This window comes from Nostoc sp. (assembly GCF_036917975.1).
Classification (GTDB): domain Bacteria; phylum Cyanobacteriota; class Cyanobacteriia; order Cyanobacteriales; family Nostocaceae; genus Nostoc.
The window spans coordinates 428184-447471 of the sequence record NZ_JBALEJ010000024.1; the positions used below are offsets into that span (position 1 = coordinate 428184).

The following is a 19288-nucleotide window of genomic DNA, read 5'->3' on the forward strand; positions in this document are numbered from 1 at the left end:
CAATCAATTTAATGGAGTGAAAAAAAGTTATATGCCAAGTCTTTCTGTATGTATGATGGTGCAGAATTCAGATAAGACGTTAACTATTGCTCTAGAATCTCTTGCTAATGTTTATGACAAGCTAATAATTGTTGATGGTGGTAGCAATGATTCTACATGTGATATTGCTCTGAGCTATGGAGCTACAATAATACATTCTCCGTGGTTGGGAAATCACTCTCAACAGAGGAATGTATATCTAAATGCTGTCAATACTGATTGGGTTTTTGTTCTTGACTCGGATGAATTTATTAATAGCCAACTTTTAGAATTTTTGCAATTAATCAAATTACCTAGAACTCAAATAAATACTGATAATTTTTGGATTGATAGAAAATGGATTAGTCCTTTTAGCAAAAATCATTACATCACAAGTAAACCACATTCTCCTGATTTTCAGCGTCGGCTATTCAAGTACAATAAACAGATTTTTTATACAGGACAAATTCACGAAACTATTCATAATTTACTGGATCAGGGTCAATGCCTAGCTGAGTTAAGTATCTATCGTTTAGACTTATTTATTAATAGCGAAGAAAAACGACGTGACAAGATTCGTAAATACCAGCAATCAGATCCACGAAATGGTGGACGCCATTATTATTTACCCGATCATCAAGAATTAAAAATATCCCAATGTAATCATGAAGATATACTTTATTCAGTACAAGTATTGCTTCAAAAAATCAATAATAATCCTCTTGCTAATTCAGAGCTAAATTCACTAATTCCAGCAGAGATAAAAAACGATGATTTTTACTATGCGATTCAAAAAATTGCTCAAGAAGAAGATATTAAAACAGTTTTAGAAATTGGTTCATCTTCAGGCGAAGGAAGTAGCAAGGCATTTGTAACAGGCCTGCGGGAAAACCGTAACAAGCCAATATTATTTTGCATGGAAGTTTCAAAAACTAGATTTACTGAGTTACAAAATAAATATAAAAATGAGGATTTTGTGAAATGTTATAATGTTTCTTCTATTTCTGTACGAAAGTTTCCTGATGAAAAGGAGATTATTGATTTTTATAATAGCCATGATACTAATCTAAATCTTTATCCTCTTGAGCGTGTGCTTGGTTGGCTGCGACAAGATATTGAGTATGTAAATAATTCTGGAGTATCTGATAACGGGATTCAAAAAATTAAACATGAAAACAAAATTGATTGTTTTGATTTAGTTTTAATTGACGGTTCAGAATTTACTGGTGAAGCTGAACTAGATGAAGTATATGGAGCCAATTTTATTTGTCTAGATGATATTACGACATTTAAAAACTATAAAAATTTCAATCGCCTGTTGAGCGATTCTGATTACATCCTCATTATCTCAAACCAAAATATACGTAATGGATATGCAATATTTCAACGAAAAACAGTGCAGCTAGTCAGCTATCAAAATATCCATGATGCCGTTGAATCTATTGAAGGGTTCATGGTTTCTGGGCAAGAAGAATACCTTTTTAATAAGGTGAAATCTCTTCCTGAAGATGCTGTTATAGTTGAGATTGGTTCTTTTAAAGGTCGCTCAACAGTTGCTATGGCATATGCTTGCATAGGAACCAAACGTAAAATTTATTCTATTGATACATGGGATGGTAATGATGCTGACTTTCCTGAGCGACAATTCTTTAAAGTTTGGCAGCAAAATGTTCAATTAAACGGTCTTGAGCATTATGTAACACCACTACGTGGCTACTCTCATGATGTATTAAAACGTTGGGATAAATTGACAAATAGTAAAGATATTGATTTTATTTTTATTGATGGTTCTCATCAGTATTTAGATGTTTTAAAAGATTTTGAGCTATCGTTTTCATTGGTAAAAAACGGCGGATGGATAGCATTTCATGATGTTGTACCCACCTGGCCAGGCCCAGAACGTGTATGGCATAACATTGCTAAACTACGTCTTGTCAACCATGAGTATTCCTCAACGCTAGCATGTGGCCAGAAAAGTTTGGCTCCTATCACCTCTATCTCAACGCCAGAATTACCAATTCACTTTTTTACTATTGTTCTGAATGGGCAACCATTTATCCGCTACCACATTGAGATATTCAAACAACTGCCTTTCAAATGGCATTGGCACATTGTTGAAGGCGTAGCAGAATTGAAGCACGATACTTCATGGAGCCTCAATCTGGGTGGAAGTATAAGTGATAAAATCCATGATAATGGTCGCAGTTATGATGGCACAACAGAATACTTAGATAAACTAACAACGCAATATCCGGATAATATTACAGTTTACCGTAAGCCAGAGGGAATGTATTGGAATGGAAAACGTGAAATGATTAATGAGCCACTGTTTAATATTCATGAAGAATGTTTATTGTGGCAAATAGATGCAGATGAATTATGGAAAGTTGAGCAAATTTTTTCTGCACGACAGATGTTTATTGATAATCCTAACAAAACTGCCGCTTATTATTGGTGCTGGTATTTCGTAGGAGAAAATCTAATTATAAGTACTCGTAATTGTTATACACAGAATCCTCAACAAGAGTGGTTGAGAACCTGGAGATATAAGCCTGGTTCAGTATGGGTAGCACATGAACCACCGACATTAGAGGAACCTTCAGCAAACGGCCAATGGCATAATGTTGCAGCAGTAAATCCCTTTCTACATCAAGAGACTGAAAGACATGGTTTAGTTTTCCAACATTTTGCATATGTAACAGAAGAACAATTACGATTTAAAGAGCAATACTATGGTTATAGAAATGCTTTTTCTCATTGGAAAGCGTTGCAAGAAACAACTAAATTTCCAGTTCTTTTACGTGACTATTTTTATTGGGTTTTAGATGAAGCTCAGGTAAATGTTGCAGATTCGTTAGAAATAATTCCAATTGCACAAAGAGAACTAAGCAGCAATAGTTGGCACTTTTTGCAACCAGATGAATTACAGCAGCAAATTACACATATTAAAAAATTAGCACCGATAATACTAGTTGATGCTGTATTTTTCCAAATCAATACAACTGGGATTGCTCGTGTCTGGAAATCTTTATTAGAAGAATGGGTAAATAGCGGCTTTGCTAACCATATTACTGTGCTTGACCGCACTGGAACTGCTCCCAAAATTCCCGGTATTAAGTATCGCACTATAGCGAGTTATGACTACAACAACACTGATGCTGATCGGGAAATGCTACAGCAAGTGTGTGATGAAGAGGGTGCAGAGATATTTATATCCTCTTATTACACAACACCGACTACAACACCTTCTGTTTTTATAGCTCACGACATGATTCCAGAAGTAATGGGATGGGATCTTAATAGTCCTATGTGGCGAGAAAAACATCAGGCTATTCAAAATGCATCTCAATACATAGCTGTTTCAGAACATACGGCGCGTGATTTGGTAAGGTATTTTCCTGAAATAAATAGAGAATCTATAACCATAGCTCATTGTGGAGTTGAAAGCGGTTTTTCACCAGCAAATATTCAAGAAATTAACAACTTTAAAACAAAGTATGGCATTACAAAACCATACTTTATGTTAGTAGGTATTGAAAATAATTATAAAAATAGTATTTTGTTCTTTCAGGCTTTTTCTCAGCTTGCTAGTAGTTCAGGCTTTGATATTGTTTGTACAGGAAATAGAGGTACATTAGCACCTGAATTTAGAGGCTACACATTAGGCAGTATTGTTCATATTCTCCAACTCAGCGATCAGGAGTTAGCCACTGCTTATTCTGGTGCAGTAGCACTGGCTTATCCTTCAAAATATGAAGGTTTTGGTTTGCCTATAGTAGAGGCAATGGCTTGTGGTTGTCCTGTAATAACTTGTCCTAATGCTTCAATACCAGAAGTAGCAGGAGAAGCAGCAATCTATGTGAATGATGATGATGTCAATGCACTAGCAAATGCACTTTGTGAAGTGCAAAAGTCTAGTGTTCGCAACTCATTAATTACCGCAGGTTTGGCACAAGCGAAAAAGTTCTCCTGGTCAACAATGGCGAATACTGTAAGTGCTACCTTAATTAAGGGTACTATTTTACATTTAAATCTTCAAGAAATTAATTTAATTGTTTTTCCCGATTGGTCACAACCAGAAGAGTTAATTAGCTTCTCTTTAGAAAGAGTAATTAAAACATTAGCAGCTTATTCAGACAGTCAAAAGACAACGCTACTTATCGACACAAATGACATTGCTAGCGAAGATGCTGCAATCTTACTATCTAGTGTGACTATGAATTTGCTAATGCAGGAAGATTTAGATATTAGTGAAGGATTAGAAATTTCTTTAGTAGGACATTTATCTGATATTCAATGGGCAGCTTTGCTACCTCGCATTAGTGCAAGAATTATTTTGGAATATGAAAATAAACAGGCGGTAGAAAAATGCCAACAAATGCTTGAACAATTAAGTCAATGCAATAAGTTAATAGAACAATGTGATATTAAAGAGTTTACACATAATTATGAGTTAAGCAATAAACTATATAGTTTATTAGCAAAATTTCAACAAGAAAATTCAGACACATCTGTATTAAAAGAATTACGTTTATTGAGAAGGAAGATTGCTGAATCATGGATAGGTAAAGAAGAAAAATTACTTGAAAGACTCTACTTGAGCAAGTTTGGTGAGGCTTATCAATTATTGTTAAATAGTGGCATTCAGAATGAATCGATAACAGGGTCGGAACAGAGTTTTATAACTGACATATTAGCAAGATATACTAAGGGATTTAATGAACAAAATGCTATTCAGTATCTTCTAGTAGCAATGCTGTACTGCCGTCCTCACCAGTTACCTTCAGTCTATGACCTCACTAAAATTCCTAGCTGGTTCCTCAATGACTATCTCAAATTTACTTTCAAACCTCCCCTTTATTTTCAGGAGATAGGAGAGGTAGATAATTACTATCAATATATGGAGAATTTCATTAATTATCTCCACAGAAACATTATCAGTAATTCTGACTCTAAATTTTGGCAAGATATTGCTGAGTTTTTTACATATACGGCAAATTGTATTCCTTTATATTTTAATAAAGTAAACTTGAAAAATATCTACACCAAACGTGCAGATATCATGAAATCATACTTGCAAAAGTTTAATCAAAGTATTGAATACGAATTCCCCGAATATTTGGATGAACGAATAAAAATTAGGGTGGGTATTCTTGCTAGCCATTTTGAACCACAGACAGAAACTTTTGCTACTTTGTCAGTATTTAAACATTTAAATAGAGATTTATTTGAAGTTATTCTCTTTACACTAAATGTGAGCAATCACCGTTTACAAAGATATTGTACGGGTCATGCAGATGCTATTATTCAGCTTCCAAATAACCTAATAAATCAAGTACAAACTATTCGGGAAGCTGATTTAGATGTTTTATTCATTTCTACCAATGTTACCGCAGTTACCCATCAAATTACCTTGCTTTCCTTGTATCGGCTAGCTCGAATCCAGATGGTTGATGCTAATTCTCCTGTAACAACTGGTATGCCTCATATAGATTACTATATTTCAAGTAAGCTTTCTGAGACTGAAGATAATGCTCAAGAACATTATACGGAACAGCTAATTACATTAAACAGTCCTCCGCAGTGTTTTGATTTTGCAACCGAAGAGCAAATAATTGCCACAAGTGCTATTAATCGAGAAAGCCTGGGAATTGAAAAAACTGCTATAGTTTACGTTTCAGGAGCTAATTACTACAAAATAATTCCAGAGCAAGAAGTAACTTGGGCAAAGATAATTGCTAGCGTACCTAATTCTGTACTATTACTTTATCCGTTTAATCCCAATTGGTCATCTTCCTATCCTTGTATTGCTTTTCGGAAGCGCCTAATCACCACTTTTGCTAAATATGGTCTTAGTGAGGATAGATTGATCATTCTTGACCCAGCACCAAACCGTGCTGATGTTAAAGAACGTTTGAAACTTTGTGACATCTACTTAGATTCCTATCCTTACTCTGGTATGACTTCACTTATAGACCCGTTGGAAGTAGGTTTACCAACGGTGGTCATGGAAACAGAACCCTCTCGTTCTCGAAAGGGAGCATCACTTTTACGAGAACTCCAAATATTTGATTTAATTACAAATAGTGAAGAAGCTTACATTGAGTTAGCTGCTGTTCTCGGTATTAGCTCTGAATTGCGTCGGCAACAAGCAGAGCAAATCAACCAAAAAATGCACCAAAACCCAATTTTTCTTGATAGTCGTTCTCACTCTGCTCAAATGGGAGAACTTTTCCAAGAGCTATTCTATAAACATCAGATGATCGCTCTTAAAGAGCAACTCAATTTAAAAGATATTAACCTAATTATTTTCCCAGACTGGTCACAACCAGAAGACCTACTATATCAAGATTTAGCAAGTGTAATTTCTACTCTGACTACTCACCCTGATAAAAGTAATCTAACTCTGCTGATAGATACTCAAAATATTACTGAAGAAGAAGCCGATATGCTTTTATCGTCTTTGACTATGAATTTGCTCATGGAAGATGATGTAGATATAACCGAGGGTCCAGAAATTTCTCTGCTAGGGAAAATGAGTCATACACAATGGAAAACTCTTTTGCCTAGAATTCATACTCGAATTGCTTTAGTAACAGATAATCAATCTGCGATCGCACAAGCAAAAGTAGAAAATCTTCCATCCTGCGATGTAGATAGCTTAACAGCATATTAAAAAGCCTTTTAGAAATAAATTACTTGCCCTGGCGATTAGAAATCGCGGCTACACAGACAAAACCCACCTTTGTGGGTTGGAAACTCTTGATTTTTCATGCTTTCCACGTTCGCGTAGCGTTCCGCAGGAAAGGTGGACTTGGTTTGTGTAGTAGCGAAAATTTGTAATTACAAATAAATAATATTATGTCATAATTCGATTTTATGATTTTGAACTTTAAATGCGTTGCTCTGCCACCCTAACCCAACTGGTTGAAGTTATTTTGGGCCATTCTGTAAACTTATCTGAAACTGCTTTAACACAAGTAAGTAGTGGTATCCAAACAGATAGCCGTACCCTGAAGCCGGGTGAAGTATTTGTTGCTTTCCGAGGCGATAAGTTTGATGGACATGAATTTGTGCCAACTGCGATCGCAAAGGGTGCGATCGCTGCAATTGTAGATTTTGAATACGAAAATCCGGGATTTCCTGTATTACAGGTAAAGGACACCCTCAAGGCATATCAAAAACTTGGTCGCTGGTGGCGCGATCGCTTTAACATTCCTGTAATTGGTGTAACGGGTTCTGTGGGTAAAACTACAACCAAAGAATTGATCGCCGCAGTCTTAGCAACCAAGGGACGAGTTCACAAAACTTATGGAAATTACAACAACGAAATTGGTGTCCCAAAAACTCTCCTAGAACTTGGCGCCGAAAATGACTACGCCGTAATTGAGATGGCGATGCGGGGTAGGGGACAAATTGCCGAACTGACACAAATAGCGCGTCCAACAATTGGAGTGATTACCAATGTGGGGACGGCGCATATTGAGTTACTGGGTTCCGAAGAAGCGATCGCTGAGGCAAAATGTGAGTTATTAGCCGAAATGTCTGCTGATAGTGTGGCAATTCTCAATCACGACAATCCGCTATTAATCGCTACGGCGGCGAAAGTTTGGCACGGAGAAGTTTTAACTTACGGCTTTTCTGGTGGTGATATCCAAGGGCAATTAATTGATAACGAGATTGTAAAAGTCGCAGGTATCCAACTACCTCTACCTTTGCCTGGTCGTCACAACGCGACTAATTTCTTGGCAGCTTTAGCGGTGGCAAAGGTGTTGGGGATTGATTGGGAAACCCTCAAAGCAGGTGTGAATGTGGATATGCCCACAGGGCGATCGCAGCGATTTAACTTACCCAATGATGTAGTAATCTTAGATGAAACTTATAATGCTGCACCAGAAGCGATGATTGCAGCGTTGCAATTATTGGCAGAGACACCCGGAAAGCGGAAAATTGCCGTATTGGGTGCAATGAAAGAATTGGGAGAGCGATCGCAGCAGTTGCACCAGCGAGTGGGAGAAACAGTCCGAAAGTTGAATTTAGACGGCTTGTTGGTTTTGGTAGATGGACAAGATGCCGAAGCGATCGCTCTTAGTGCTGAGGGTATTCCATCGGAGTGCTTTGCCACTCATGCTGAGTTGGTGGCTAGGTTGAAGACATTTGTGCAAACAGGCGATCGTTTATTATTCAAAGCCGCCCATTCCGTGGGACTAGATCGGGTAGTCAATCAATTACGTGCAGAATTTCCCAAATGAATCTACCACTAGAAACCCAACGTCTGATACTACGAGACTTTGTAGAATCAGATTGGCCAGCAGTTCATCAATACGCCAGCGATCCGCAAGTTGTGCGTTATTTAACCTTTGGCCCGAATAGCGAAGAAGATACCAAAAACTTTTTGCAAAGAGAGATTTCATTACAAAGTAAAGAACCCCGTCAGCATTTTGCCTTGGGAGTGACTTTAAAACCCCAAAAGCAATTAATTGGTATCTGTCGTATATCCGTTCAGGATACTGGCAACAAAATAGGCTCTATTGGATACTCTTTCACTAAAGATTTTTGGGGACAAGGATATGCAACTGAAGCTGTCAAAGCAGTTGTATCATTTGGTTTTCAGGAGTTAAATTTACATCGCATCTTTGCTACTTGTCACCCAGAAAACATTGCCTCCGCACGAGTGATGCAAAAAATTGGAATGCAGCAGGAAGGGTATTTGCGAGAACACCATTGGATTAAGGGAGAATGGCGAGACTCTTGGCTATATGCCATCCTTGAGCATGAATGGATTTTCTGAAAATATCACCTATAGACTTTAGTTGGAAAGACTAGGGTTGTTGTTGTTGCTGTAGCGTCTTTGAAAAAGAATTGCTGCCAAATTAGTCACGAGACAGGTGATTGCTAGCCATAACAAAATATAAGTAGGAGCCATCACCACGCCAATTAGGAACCAAGTATATACGTGAAAGATCATTACAGAAGCAAAAAAGCTAGCAATTGCAGCAGATTGCCATACTTGATGTGATGCACGACGTAACGCTACCAAGCCCATCGTTAAAATTGTGACAAGTAAGTTTGCTGGTACGAGAAATGCACAAATACTTATGCAGTTGCCACGAGAGAACTCAGCTAAGGTGTTAAAATCGAGCATTAATTTGTTGGGATAGATGTTAGCTTTTTAAGAATTTATTAATTTATTTTAAAAGAACGCAATTAAACTTAATATAAGAGTGAGCAATCACATTACAAATATAACATAAATTCAACTATTAAGTTGCCTTTTGATACTATCAATAGTTAGTTAATTATAAAATTTCTGGATAACTAGGGTGGAAAACACCCACCCTAGCTGAATTAACCCGGTAAAATTACCGTATCGATAACGTGTACCACACCATTATCTGCTTCGATATCTGCTGCTAAAACTGTGGCATTTTTAATTTCAAAACCATCAGAAGAATCAATTTTAATGGGTGAACCTTCTACAGAATTAACCGTACCGAGTTGTGCCAAATCAGCCTTTAGCAGCTTTCCTGGAACGACATGATACTTTAAAATCCGCGTTAGCTGGGGAATATTCTGTAACAGAGTTTGGATAGTTCCCGGTGGTAACTTGGCAAAAGCTTCGTCATTGGGTGCAAAGACGGTGAATGGGCCAGGACTTTTTAATGTTTCTACTAAACCAGCCGCTTGGACAGCTGCTACCAGTGTTTTGAAAGACTCAGCCGTAACCGCAATATCAACAATATCAGCCATATATCTTAACCTCAATATCTGCAAAAGATTTTAAAGGATAATAAACCTATTTTAATTTTTATTGAAAAAGGGACTCTTTACTGGGGATTAGGGACTGGGGAAACACTACCCAAGTTTTGTTCGCGCAGCGATGCCTCCGGCGTTTCAAAGGTTGCGATCGCACCCTCACAACCCACTCTCGAAAATTGTTACCCTAAATAAAGTTATGAGGACGCCAATATGACTGACAAAAATCGTTCTCAATGGGACTTAGGCAGGTTTATCGAAACCCTGACTTACTTTGAGGTAATTCCTTTCCTTAACTGGGTACAGCAGTTAATCCAAGGCCGTCCTAAGGATAATCAAGATAGACCCAATGGAGGAAGAAACGTGGGTGTAATATTAGTAGCAGGTGCAACTGGTGGTGTCGGTAAACGAGTAGTGCTGCGATCGCTCCAACAAGGTTATAAAGTTCGCGCCCTAGTTCGAGATATTGACAAAGCGCGGTCAATTCTTGGTAATGATATAGATTTAGTAGTTGCGGATATCACGCAACCAGAAACTTTAACTCCTTTAGTTCTAGCTGATATCCAAGCTGTAATTTGTTGCACAGCAGTACGTGTACAACCTGTTGAGGGAGACACAGCAGATAGAGCCAAATATTATCAAGGTGTTAAATTTTACCAACCGGAAATTGTGGGCGACACTCCCGAAAATGTAGAATATCAAGGTGTCAAAAACTTAGTCCAAGCTGCGGCAAAATATTTACCCCAAGCAAACGAAAAACCGATATTTGATTTTACCAAACCATCAACAGAATTAAAAGATTACTGGGGAGCGTTGGATGATGTTGTCATGGGTGGTGTGAGTGCCAGTAATATCCAATTGCTAGATAATACAGCTTTATTTGCTGGTAATGTCTCCACTGCCAACTCTGGCGGATTTGCTTCTGTCAGAACGAAGAATTTTGATCCACCCTTTAACTTATCTGGTTACACTGGTGTAAAATTGCGTGTCAAAGGTGACGGTCAGCGTTATAAAATCTTTCTGCGGACAGATACAACATGGGATGGTATTGGCTACAGCTATTCTTTCGACACCGTAGCTAATACTTGGATAGATATTCACATTCCCTTTACAGATTTAATTCCTGTCTTTCGGGCAAAAGTTGTCAAAGATGCGCCGCCTATTGAACAAAGTAGAATTTGCTCATTCCAACTGATGTTGAGCAAATTTGAATACGATGGCGCTTTGAATCCCAAATTTTCTCCAGGTGGTTTTGCTTTGCAGTTGGAATCAATTAAAGCTTATGGTGGGACAACTTTACCACAATTTATTCTCGTCAGTTCAGCAGGTGTAACTCGTCCTGGCCGCCCTGGGATTAATTTAGATGAAGAACCGCCAGCAGTGAAACTAAATGACCAATTGGGAGGAATTTTAACTTGGAAGTTGAAAGGAGAAGATAGTTTAAGAGAAAGCGGAATTCCTTATACGATTATTAGACCTTGTGCTTTAACTGAAGATGCAGGAAGTAAGGAATTAATATTCGAGCAAGGCGACAATATTAGAGGTAAAATCAGTCGTGAGGATGTAGCAGAACTTTGTGTGCAAGCGCTAAAACTAGAAAAAGCCTCTAACATTACATTTGAGGTTAAGCAGGGAGAAAATACTGTCAATTCTATCGATTGGCAAAGTTTATTTTCTAACTTACAACCGGATAAAAGATAAAATATATAGAGATTTTTTGTCTGCAAGTATTCCAACAAATCCTGCTTAAATAGACTGTTCTAATAAGTCAGTTATTGAGATGAAAAAAGTCAAGGTGCTAGTAATCGCCGGGATTTTAATAACAATTATCTGGGGCAGTTTTTTTTCCAAAACTGCCTCATCGCAGCAAGTTGAGTCCCGCATCAATAACCTGGAAGCAGACTTGAATCGTGTTGAGTCGCGGTTAAATCAGATAGAGTCTCAGCTAGGTAAAACCCGCCAGTTTCCACCCTCAATAACAACACTTACTCCACGACAGTCAACTGGTTCTAGAAGGAATTTATCACAGCAAGATCCAATGTTTGATCGGCTGGCAACTTTGGTGATTGAATTGAAGCAACAAGTCAATAAATTAGAGGAGCGAGTTGCTAAAATAGAATCACGCTAAATATTTCACTTGCACAGAATATAGATTTTTCGTAGGGATGTACAGATGTCATTCTTGTGGGGTGGGCGACACGATTGCTTGTAAGCAAGGGCGGACAAGATGTCCACCCCACAAGTAGTAGTAATTTATTTTTTAGTAATCGGTTAGATGCGATCGCTACACCTGATGTATAACTTCATCAAACAGGTTGAACCGGAAAACTAGACCAAAACTCCTAACTCTTGTACAGACGCGATTAATCGCGTTTCTCCTAACTCCTCAAATTAACGCCGAATTTTTCCACCAAAGCTTCGCGGACTTTATTGTGTACTGGTTCAACTTCTGCCTCAGTCAGAGTGCGATCGCTAGCCCGATAAATTAACCGGAATGCTAAACTCCGCTGCCCTTCGGGGACATTTTCGCCTCGATATTCATCAAATAATTCCACTGATTCGAGCAAATCTTTACCAGCTTTGGTAATTACTTTCTCAATTTCGACAACTGAGATTTTCACGGGTGCGAAAAAGGCAATGTCGCGATCGCTAGCCGGATAAGTAGAATAGGGCTGGAATTTCTGGACAAGAATTTCATCTTGTTCTAGCGAATCTAAAAGCACATCTAGATCCAATTGGAAAACGTAAACGGAATCTGGTAAACCTTTTTCTCGTCGCAATTGGGGATGGAGTTGTCCAAAAATCCCCAGTCTGTTACCCCGAATCCACAGAGAAGCGGTGCGTCCTGGATGTAAGCGTTCGTCGCGGCGATCGGGTTGAAATTCGATTTGCAAGCTAAGTTGCCGAAATACACTTTCTAAAATACCTTTGGCTTCAAACCAGGTGATGGGTTCTTCCCGTCCACTTTTTGACCATTTGCCAAGGGTGCGATCGCCTCCGATAATCCCCGCCAGGGCTTCTGTTTCTTGCAAACCGTCTTCTTCTTGCCAGAAAATCTGTCCGATTTCAAAGCCGTTCAGCGCACCATTACCCTGCTCTAAATTGTATTGAAAGGCATCAATTAACCCCGATATCAAATCGGTTCGCAGCGCTGAATATTCAACAAATAAGGGGTTGGACAATACTATATTTCTGTCTTCTCCTGGTTTGACTAAAGAATAGTGGATTAATTCTGTCAATCCTTCAGCCCGCAGAAAAGCTCGTAATTTGCGAACCAGTTCTTGATCTAAAGGCAGATAACCAGCTTCCGCTTTTTCTGGTAATGTATCGCAGAATTTGTTGTAGCCATAGAGACGGGCAATTTCTTCAATTAAATCAATTTCTCGCTCTAAGTCGCGGTAACGATAAGGTGGGACGGAAACTGACCACGTAGCTTGATGGCTGCTATCTTCTCCTGAAGGAGTTAACTTACATCCCAGTGCAGTCAGGATACGCTCAACATCTTTTTCTTGGAGTTCGCCTGTATCTTCTTCTAATTCGATGGGCCCCAATATCTGATTAACTCGGTCTAAACGCAGTGCAATAGAACGACTCCAAGTAGAAGCATCGGGGCGGGTGTCGGCAATTTCCTGCTGGACAAGAATTCCACTTGCCAATTCACTAATTAAGGATAAGGCGCGGCGATTAGCTATTTCCAACTCAGCCCGGTTAACTCCCCGTTCATATCTGCCAGAAGCTTCACTTCTTAAGCCTACACTCCTCGAAGAACGGCGAATTGCCACGGAATCAAACAAGGCTGCTTCTAAAACTAGGCTTTGAGTACCTTGATGAACTTCTGTTTCTTCCCCACCCATGACTCCCGCTAGTGCAACGGGTTTTTCGTTAGCTGTGATTAACAAATTTTGGGTTGAGAGGGTGCGAGTTTGTCCATCCAGGGTTTTGAGGGATTCTCCATTATTGGCGAAGCGGACGCCAATTGTTAAATTTTCGCTACTTGCAACAGATTTTAGGCGATCGCGGTCAAAGGCGTGCAGTGGTTGTCCCCATTCCAACAAAACGTAGTTAGTGATATCCACAACATTACTGATGGGACGTACCCCAGCCGCCCGCAAACGCTGTTGCAGCCATTCGGGAGATGGAGCAATTTTCACCTGTTCAATTACCGTACCAATGTATGCAGGAGAAGCTTGGGTATCGGCAATTTTTAAAGCTAAATTTCCCGTACTTTTGGTAATAGAGACTTCACCAGGTTCAGAAATACTCAACTTTCCACCAGTTAAAGCTGCTACTTCTCTGGCTACGCCTACCATACTCAAAGCATCAGCGCGATTGGCAGTTGCGGTAAGGTCTAAAATTACATCATCTAAACCCAACAACGGCCGCACATCACTACCCAATGGTAAATTTTCCTGGGTAAAAATATGAATTCCGTCTACATCGGTGGGCAAACCAAGTTCCTTTAAAGAACAAATCATGCCCTGAGATGGGACACCACGGAGTTTTGCAGGTTTAATTTTTAAATCGATGTTGGGTAAGTAAGTACCCGTAGTTGCCACAGGTACATAGATATCTGCCTTCACATTGGCAGCACCACAGACAATATTTAAAGTCTCACCTGTACCGATATCGACTTGGCAAACACTTAATTTATCGGCATTGGGATGGGGTTGACGCTCAAGGACTTTGCCGATAACCACGCCATTTGCCCAAGTGCGGCGGTCTTCAATTTCTTCAACCTCAAATCCTGCCATTGTCAGGGTTTCGGCTAATTCTTCTGGACTAAGTTTTATCTCTACTAGTTCGCGCAGCCAATTTAGAGAAATACGCATGGAGTGTGCTTGTTTTAGGAATCGTCTTTTGTTCTCATTTTAGGGTGCAAGAAGCGATTGAGTCGCTACTTGTCCCGCAATGCGTACCCTTTCACTTGAACAATCCTACTACGTTAGACTGGCAGAACAATATTGCTTTTTTACTTTATCAAAAATCGGCGGGAATCCCATCCCAAAAAGAGGGGTGTCCGGGATAATAGCCGCCCGCCGATTTAGTCATTAGCACCAATGACTAATGACTAATGACTAATGACTAATGACTTCGATTTCCCCCCGGCTTGAAGCCAGGGGATGAGTTAAATAGGATTAATATAGGAATTTTGATAGTAAGCCAAAATCTGGTTAACTCGTTGCCGACTTTCTAAACCAGAATTTGCTGTCCACGAGAGGCTCAAACCAGCAATTTGACTTTGATTGTAATCAAACTGCTGGGATGACTGGGGAATTAAATCCACTTCCACACCTTCGACTTGACGTAAATGCGCTGCTATTTCTCTATAAACAGCTAAAGGCAAACCAGCGAATTCTATTTTTTCCTTAGTTCCCATCTTTATGAAGCTCCCACTTTAAAAGAATTTGGAGGGGGCGGTGTCACTGAAACAGGATTACCGGTAGCAGATGCAGATGACGGCGCTGAGTTTACGGCCCCTTCCCCTACCATTTTGGCAACTTCAATACCAAATTGTTCCAAAATCACGATGGGGTTGTAGCCCTGATTCATTTCAATACGTTTAATCAGTACGCCATTTGCTAATCGCTGTCCCGCCTGGACATAGCGACTTGTCGGCTCATCGGGTACTTTGATAATTGCCTGTGGTTCATTACTAATTAGAACTACACCAGTCACAACCACTGCCCTTGCTAAGTCAGGTTGTGCTGGCGGTGGCAATACAGAGACTAAAGTAGGGTTGGCGACAACTTGAGGCAAAACTTTAGGTAAGACTGAAGTCAAGGTAGAATTGACTTTTTTTGGTACAAATTTCTGTGGAATTAAAGCTATTTTGGGTGTTGGAAGTTTTGGTTTTACTATTAATGCAGTAGGTAGCTTAGGCAATACGGGAACTGGTCTGCCAGATGTTTTAGACATTTCGGGAGTCGTCTGCCCGAAAAGTTGTGCAAAAGGATCGCTCCGATCTTTTGATACCACAAGTTCTCGTGCCCTCTCTGTAGCATTAGTGGATTGAATCAAGCTAGCAGATGCAAGATTAACTTGTGAAACCTGCTTGGCAGGTATCACTGGATTCTTAAAGGATTGAGCCGCTGGTGGCGACTTTTTTGCTATTTTGGGAATTGGCGCAGGATTGATGGCTTGTTGTTGTGTATCTTCAGAAGCACATCCAGCGATCGCCAAAGTTAGAATAGCTGCAATTGTAATTTTTGAAGTTCTGCCCATGAGCTGTTCTCAAAAGCCATTGGAAAATTTAAAACTGGAAATCAACATGCCTTAAATTTATATCCAAGGCAAAGTATCTTCCCTTTATAACCTAATTTTTTACATTTCAAGGGTTATTTTTAGCACTGCCTACCCAGGGTAACTGCGGTTAACTTTATTTATAGTTAATCCTCTGCCACACCCATAAGCTCTTTCATCAAATCCAGTCCTTTCTTGACTCTACGGGAAACCGTAACTACACTGATGCCCAAATGTTCTGCAACTTGTTTTTGTGTCAAATCTTGCAAAAACACACATTCCAACACATCGCGGGTGCGTTTTTCTAGCTGAACCAATGCTTGTTGCAGGCGGAGTTGGTCTTCTTGTGCGAGTTGAAAGCTGCGATAGTGAGGATCTGGAACCAATTCTCCTAAGCAGGTAGAACCTTCTTCTCCATCTTGGATTGGTACATCAAGACTCAAGGGAGCGCGATTGATCCATGCTAATTTAATTTCTTGCCATTCATTTGGAGAAATTTCTAGTGCTGCTGCTAGTTCCGAGTCGTTTGGTTGACGATTGTGTTTTTCACGCCAAGAACGTGATATTCCTATTGCTTGCTGTTGCAGCGCTAACCATCTCCGAGGAATTCGCACGGTGACACCTTTATCTCGGAGATAGTGTTGAATTTCACCCCGAATATAAGGAAGAGCGTAGGAACTGAAGGCATGTCCCTTAGAAATTTCAAATCTTTCAATAGCCCTGATTAAACCCAAACATCCAACCTGGAGCAAATCATCGTAGGTTTCATGACATTGATTTGTCCAGTAGTGAGCTTCTTTTCTCACAAGTCCAAAATTGAGTTTTACGAGTTGATTGCGAACATTTTCTGACGGAGATTGCTGATATTCTCGCAACAACTGCCAAATTTCGTGCTTTAGTTCATTGGTGACTGTGGTAGGCATAGCACCGGGTTTATTGAGCAAATAAAGAATCTAATTATTCACTTTTAAATTCAGCTGCGATCGCACGATATCAAAGACAATATCGCACTATGTTTGCTAGCAAATACTATGGTAGATAATAAAGATTTTTTATCAAAAATCCATAGCTTACTTGACTAATCGAGCAAAATTTAAATGGGCGAAATCGCTATTTAATTGGTTATTTATCTTTGGTGTGACCTGTAGGTTTTTTAGAACTACATAGGAATAAAATATAAAATTAATCACTAAATATAAAACCGAGATTGTACTTAACTTGAATTAATTAATGATGAACTTAATTTAGAGAAACAAAACAACAGGAGTTGGACTTTTGTTTGATAAGCAAAAGTTAGAGTTACAGTAGAATTACGTGCCTATTTAACTGAAATTTATCCAATAATTAAAAACTACTTATAATTTCAAAAAATACTATGTATATTTACGTAAGACCACAAAAAAAAGGGCATATTACCCTTTTTTGTACTTAAGTCTATAGTTTTTTAATGAAAGAAAAAAGGTTAAAGGGATAAATCAAGTGACCCACAAGATTGAGGGATCAAAATTTTCCCAATTAGCCAGGGCTATTTCGCCCACAAATTTGCTCGGCTTTAACTTTCCCCGTCTTTGTAAAAAACCTATCTACCCTCCTGAAAATAGAGGGTAAATAAGTTAACTTTTGCGATCAAGTCTGATACTTACAGAATTTTCGTTCTGAGTGCCAGTTAGTTGTCTGACTTCCAAGGGTTTAGCTACGAGTCGGTTCAACTCGTCCATAAAATAGACCGCGAATCTTGACTTCTTTAGGTTCGCCAGCACCTAAATCTGTATCAGATGGCTGTTCGCTCTCGAAAGTACCAGCAATTTCACCGCTAGAACTGTCTATTTTCGCGATTTGCAGAGAAATCTTGCCATTGAGATTTTCTGCACGCTTGACATTAGTGCGGGTAAGTTCTTCATCATCTGCTTGAGCAGGGAGAGCTACGGCATTATCGTAGCCACTAACGACACCACGACCTTTGGGATCTAGGAAGGCAGCACCACGATAGGAAGGAACTTTGAAGTTGCCTTCAAAGTCCGTAGAGGTGTTAATACTGGTCAAACTGGGTTGGCTTTGAGCAACCAAGTCTTTGATGGTGAAAAGGAAAGGTACTCGCTCACCACCAGGAAGCTGCACGGTGATCGCTTGGAAGTCAAGACCATCAGTTTCGGTAAAGGTCAGGCTATTATCTGCGTTGACTTTTAGATTACCTTGCACCTGGTCAATGGTGGAAGTGTATCTGGTTAACAATTTGCCAGCAACAAATTCTGCTTCTTGGCGTTTGTTAGCAGGTTCTTCTTTGATGAAGAAGCTAGTTGGTTCCAAGCAAAGTTCTTTGATGCCGTAAGACTGGCTAGAATCAATGGGAATGGAACCACGGCTGGTTTCTGCTAGTTGGGGGCATTTGTTAGCCAAGCCAGTGCCACGAATTTGATCGTAAGTGAGTACATCTCTGCCACTACTACTAGCAGGAGCATCACTACAAGCAGTTATTAGTCCCAGGCACAAAGCCAAGAATGCAACAATTAAAGCGCGATACCTCATGGTTAACCTCAATCTCAAAAATTAATATCTAAGTTGTAAAACTGCATCGAAGCTTTGATCTCTGATGAGAAGCCGCTACTCTGCGAAAAGCTACCTTTGTTCGGACATGGCTTTGCTCTGATTAAGAGAGTTGAAGCAAGTGTCCGAGTGTTTAGGTTGTCAACCGCTGCTCAAACTTTTCTCTGCTAAACGTAGTTAAACGTGTCGCTCTCTTGAGCTTGGGGTATAAACCCCAGACTAAATAGCACACTGCATCCATTTTGGATGTGTGTCACTATAGGAGCAAAAAACCAGCAGTTTTACTGTTGGTGGCATTTGTTAGAGTTGGGCGGGTGGATGAGTAAGCCTCACACAGAGCAGCATAAATGCTTATCTCGAAGAGTACGAAGCAGACTACCCTCTTCGCACTTTGCTTTTGCTGATGGCAAAAGCGGCGTCGCCCAAGTCTTTTTGTATCATGTATGTGACGCCACTACATACAGCCCATTGTTTGATGGGTAAATCAGCCAGATCATACGATTTTTTTTAACTCAAAATCAAAGTTCTCAAAATCCAAGAAAGTCTCATTCCGATCGCACCTAACTGCTGTGGAGGCTCTGCTAGAGGTGATTATGCTCTTTTAGGAGCGATCGCAATTGCTTCTAATAAAGATACAAATCTAGTTATATTCATCCCTGAGTCGGGCAAGTGAGGGGACAAACTAGGGAAAATTAAAAATCTCCGGTAAATTTGAGTTGACCTCATTTAT

General features: G+C 39.6%; 12 protein-coding genes. 5 read left to right on the forward strand and 7 right to left on the reverse strand.

Annotated features, from left to right (window positions below; all coding sequences use genetic code 11):
* Positions 1-16: 16 nt before the first annotated feature.
* The 3 genes from V7K76_RS10370 to V7K76_RS10380 all read left to right on the forward strand — a co-directional run bounded on the left by V7K76_RS10370 (position 17) and on the right by V7K76_RS10380 (position 8809).
* Positions 17-6694 carry an O-linked N-acetylglucosamine transferase family protein gene (locus tag V7K76_RS10370; protein ID WP_335029759.1) on the forward strand — a complete coding sequence of 2226 codons (6678 nt, stop codon included), beginning with the start codon at positions 17-19 and terminating at the stop codon, positions 6692-6694.
* Positions 6695-6914: 220 nt separating this feature from the next.
* Positions 6915-8270, forward strand: a complete 1356-nt coding sequence (locus tag V7K76_RS10375; RefSeq protein ID WP_335029760.1) for a UDP-N-acetylmuramoyl-tripeptide--D-alanyl-D-alanine ligase — start codon at positions 6915-6917, stop codon at positions 8268-8270.
* Positions 8267-8809 (forward strand): GNAT family N-acetyltransferase, encoded by a 543-nt coding sequence (locus V7K76_RS10380; protein ID WP_334776593.1) that lies wholly within the window; start codon positions 8267-8269, stop codon positions 8807-8809. Before V7K76_RS10375 ends, V7K76_RS10380 begins: the two co-directional genes overlap by 4 nt.
* Positions 8810-8827: 18 nt before the next feature.
* Here the strand turns inward: V7K76_RS10380 and V7K76_RS10385 are convergent, their stop codons facing one another.
* Positions 8828-9163, reverse strand: a complete 336-nt coding sequence (locus tag V7K76_RS10385; RefSeq protein ID WP_334776594.1) for a hypothetical protein — start codon at positions 9161-9163, stop codon at positions 8828-8830.
* A gap of 203 nt (positions 9164-9366) precedes the next feature.
* A complete protein-coding gene (locus V7K76_RS10390) occupies positions 9367-9768 on the reverse strand; it encodes a fasciclin domain-containing protein (RefSeq protein WP_292852833.1) in 402 nt (133 codons plus the stop codon).
* Between the two features lie 219 nt (positions 9769-9987).
* Between V7K76_RS10390 and V7K76_RS10395 the strand changes: the two genes are divergently transcribed.
* The gene (locus tag V7K76_RS10395) at positions 9988-11475 is read left to right on the forward strand and encodes a CIA30 family protein (protein WP_334950606.1); all 1488 of its coding nucleotides are present in this window, start codon (positions 9988-9990) and stop codon (positions 11473-11475) included.
* A 79-nt stretch (positions 11476-11554) separates the two neighbouring features.
* Positions 11555-11902, forward strand: coding sequence for a hypothetical protein (locus tag V7K76_RS10400; RefSeq protein WP_334776602.1), 348 nt, complete (start codon positions 11555-11557; stop codon positions 11900-11902).
* A 250-nt stretch (positions 11903-12152) separates the two neighbouring features.
* Here V7K76_RS10400 and pheT read toward each other — a convergent pair whose 3' ends face one another.
* The 5 genes from pheT to V7K76_RS10425 all read right to left on the reverse strand — a co-directional run bounded on the left by pheT (position 12153) and on the right by V7K76_RS10425 (position 18540).
* On the reverse strand, positions 12153-14603 hold the full coding sequence (pheT, locus tag V7K76_RS10405; protein ID WP_334776603.1) for a phenylalanine--tRNA ligase subunit beta: 2451 nt from the start codon (positions 14601-14603) through the stop codon (positions 12153-12155).
* A gap of 296 nt (positions 14604-14899) precedes the next feature.
* A complete protein-coding gene (locus V7K76_RS10410) occupies positions 14900-15151 on the reverse strand; it encodes a hypothetical protein (protein ID WP_334776604.1) in 252 nt (83 codons plus the stop codon).
* Positions 15152-15153: 2 nt separating this feature from the next.
* A complete protein-coding gene (locus V7K76_RS10415) occupies positions 15154-15996 on the reverse strand; it encodes a hypothetical protein (protein WP_334776605.1) in 843 nt (280 codons plus the stop codon).
* 164 nt (positions 15997-16160) lie between these two features.
* Entirely contained in the window at positions 16161-16937 is a 777-nt protein-coding gene (locus tag V7K76_RS10420; RefSeq protein ID WP_334776606.1) for an RNA polymerase sigma factor SigF, read from the reverse strand.
* A gap of 766 nt (positions 16938-17703) precedes the next feature.
* A complete protein-coding gene (locus V7K76_RS10425; protein ID WP_334776607.1) occupies positions 17704-18540 on the reverse strand; it encodes a photosystem II manganese-stabilizing polypeptide in 837 nt (278 codons plus the stop codon).
* Positions 18541-19288: the final 748 nt, after the last annotated feature.